The organism is Microbacterium sp. Bi128 (assembly GCF_918698205.1).
The window spans coordinates 1-3,446 of record NZ_CAKKMM010000487.1 but is presented as its reverse complement, the minus strand read 5'-3'; the positions used below and the strand labels follow the sequence as shown (position 1 = coordinate 3,446).

The 3,446-nt window shown below is 65.2% G+C and carries 2 protein-coding genes; both read left to right on the top strand.

Going from position 1 to position 3,446, the window contains the following annotated elements:
- Nucleotides 1-1,586, top strand: a 1,586-nt coding sequence (locus LQV45_RS21585; RefSeq protein ID WP_230008756.1) for a glycerol-3-phosphate dehydrogenase/oxidase, incomplete at its 5' end; no start/stop codon positions are given.
- Nucleotides 1,587-1,911: 325 nt separating this feature from the next.
- Nucleotides 1,912-3,297, top strand: a complete 1,386-nt coding sequence (gene eat, locus LQV45_RS21580) for an ethanolamine permease (protein WP_230008755.1) — start codon at nucleotides 1,912-1,914, stop codon at nucleotides 3,295-3,297.
- The last annotated feature ends 149 nt before the right edge of the window (nucleotides 3,298-3,446 follow it).

Genomic DNA, 3,446 nt, shown 5'->3' with positions numbered 1-3,446 from the left:
GCATTATCGAGAAGAGCGACTGGGCCAGCGGCACCTCCAGCCGGTCTTCCAAGCTGGTGCACGGCGGAATCCGCTACCTTGAGCAGCTCAACTTCAAGCTGGTCAAGGAGGCTCTTGTGGAGCGCGGCCTTCTCCTGCGCGCAATCGCACCCCACCTCGTCAAGCCTGTCTCGTTCCTCTACCCCGTCACCGCGCCGCTGGCCGAGCGGTTTTATGTGGGGGCCGGGATGGCCCTGTATGACCTGTTCAGCTATGCCGGCGGCCGCCACCCGGGCGTCGGCCTGCACCGCCACCTCAGCCGCAAGCGCGTCAGGGCTGAACTGCCCGGCCTGAACCGCGCTGCATGCCGTGGGGGCATCAGCTACTTTGATGCCCAGGTCGATGACGCCAGGCTGGTCGCAACGATCGTGCGCACTGCGGTGTCGCGGGGCGTCCATGCGATGAATCGCGCCGGCGCAGTGGAGATCATGCCCGGCACCGGCAGCGCGGACCACACAGTACTCGTCTCGGATGAAGAGACGGGTGAGCGGTTCGAGGTGCGGGCCCGCTCCATCATCAACGCAACGGGTGTGTGGACCGCAGAATCGCAAACCATGATCGGCGTCGACTCGGCAGTCGAAGTCACCATGTCCAAGGGGGTTCATATCCTCGTTGACCGTGATCGCTTCCCGTCCACCATGGGATTGATCCTGCGGGCAGGGGCAAGTGTCCTTTTCGTCATCCCCTGGGGCAACTACTGGATCATCGGCACCACCGACACGCCATGGGACCTGGGAAAAACGAATCCCTCCGCCACCTCCGCGGACGTCCAGTACCTGCTCGATCACGTCAACAAGGTGCTCGAGGTCCCGATCGTCCACGAGGATATCCTCGGTGTCTACGCCGGACTCCGCCCGCTCGTGAAAGGCAAGGCAGGCTCGACCGCGCAGCTGAGCAGGGAACACGTCGTTGACGTGCCCCACGAGGGCATCGCGGTGATCGCCGGCGGCAAACTCACCACCTACAGGGTCATGGCAAAGGACGCTGTGGACGCCGCGACACAGGGGCGAAGCACTGCCCGCCCCTCGCAAACACTGGACCTGCCCCTCCTCGGTGGCGAAAACTTCGTTGCCGCCGAGATTGAAAGCGTCTGCGCCTACATGCTCGAAACCCTCGGACTGCCGTCCAGCCACGCAGCACGCCTGGTCGGTCGATACGGAAACATGGCCGCTGAAGTCCTGAAGCCTGTGGCCGAGAACAGGGTGCTCGGGCTGGAGATCTGCGGCGGCGGCGGCGCCCTTCTGGCTGAAGCGCTGTACGCAGTGACGCACGAAGGGGCCCTGCATTTGGAGGACGTCCTTGAGCGCCGCCTGCGTATTTCCATTGAATCCAAGGATTTCGGCGAAGAAGCCGCATCCGAGGTTGCCAGGGCCGTGGCCCCGGCCCTGGACTGGACTGCGCAAGACGTCGACGACGAACTGGAGCGCTATCAGGAATTCGTGCGCCTCCAGCGGGAAGCGATCTCCGTACCCGATGACGCCTCTGCCGATGCTGTCATGAAAAGGGCAGTTCCTGCCGCCCGCGCGGCGGCCGGCCTGCACGCTTAACCGTCCCGGAAAACAACAAAAACCTTCTCTTGTCAGACGTCTAACGACTTGGTATGCTTGATGAACAAGGTCGCGAAAGCCCCTTCCGGACACTTTCCCTGCCGATGACGCCAGAGAAAAGCCAGGCCCGCCGCCCCCGCGGCGGCCGTTCGTAACACCCCTTCGAAACACCCGGTCCCGGAGCGCTGATTTCAGCCCGGCACCCAGCCACCGGAGCAATCCCGCGGCTTCCTCGTCAAACATCAGACGGCCCACCTCCCGTGGCGCCGATGATGGATACAACCCGCAAAGGAGCAGGTCAGTGTCACAAGCCACAATTTCGCCAGTGCAGGCGGAGCACAAGAAGAAGAATCTTCACAAGGTTGCAGGGCCCGTCCTGCTCTGGGGCATCGGCGTCGGCGCCGTGATCTCCGGTGATTACTACGGCTGGAACGCGGGCCTGGGCCTGACCGGCTACTGGGGTTACCTGATCGCAATCGCGATCATGGGCCTGCTCTACGCCGGCCTCTCAACCGTGATCGGCGAACTGTCCGCAGCAGTACCCCACGCCGGTGGAGCCTACGCCTACGTCCGCACAGCACTGGGCCGGGTCTGGGGCTACCTCGCCGGAGTCAGCGTCCTTCTGGAATTCGTGTTTGCCCCGGTCGCGGTGGCGCTGACCGTCGGCGCCTACGTGCAGGTCCTCTTCCCCGACGTGCCGGTCCTGGTCAGCGCCGCAGTCCTCTACATCGGCTCGACCGTGGTCCATCTCCTGGGCGCCGGCAACTCGATGAAGATCGAATTCGTGTTCACCGCCGTCGCGGTCGTCGGCCTCATTGTCTTCATGGTGATCGGTGCGCCGAAGATGTCACTGGATAACCTGAACGCCTACTCGGGCGGAGCCATCCTGCCCAACGGCATCGGCGGCCTCTGGGCCACCCTGCCGCTCGCCGCATGGTGCTTCTTCGCCATCGAAAGCCTCCCCATGGCTGCCGAAGAGACCAAGAACCCGGCCAAGGACATCCCCAAGGCCCTGATCATGGCCTTCATCACCCTCGCCGTGATCGGCCTCGGCACCCTCACCGTCGCCGCCGGCGTCGGCGGGTCCGACTTCCCCGGCGCAGCGGCCCCGCTGACCGTGGCCCTGTCCAACGTCGTGGGATCCCAGACCTGGATCGTCCCGGTGATCGCGATCTTCAGCCTCGCCGCCCTGGTCGCCTCGTTCCACGCGATCGTGATCGCCTACTCACGCCAGACCTTCGCCCTGTCCCGTGCAGGCTACCTGCCGGCATCACTGTCCAAGCTCAACAAGCATCACGCCCCGGTCGGCTCGCTGATCGTGCCCGGCGTCATCGGCTTCGTCTTCGTCATCCTGGGCGCCACCATCCTCCCGGACGCCATCCCGGTCCTGGTCACTCTCTCCGTGCTCGTCGCGGCCGTGTCCTACATGCTGATGATGGCCGCAGCCCTGGTGCTGCGGAAGAAGCGCCCCGACCTGCACCGCCCCTACAAGGCACGCGGTGGACGCGTCACGATGTGGATCGCCCTGATCCTGGCCGGGATCCTGATCCCCGCAGCCCTGGTCAGCTTCCCCCTCGCGTTCGTCATCGCCGTGATCATGGTGGCCCTGTTCATGGCCTACTACTTCGCCGTCGGCCGCAAGCGCGTCGGCAACTACACCGCCGAAGAAGAACTCGCCCTCACCGACCAGGCCCTCACCGCAGACGCCTGACCAACCCAGCCCCACCAAAGAGCCCGACAGCCCGGCCAGCCCGGCAGGCTGATCTGGCCGACCGCCCGGCGGGGGCGCCGCGACCCGGCAGCCCCCGCCCGGCACCAGCACCACCGGCACCACACCGCGAAACTTTCTTCCAGAGATTC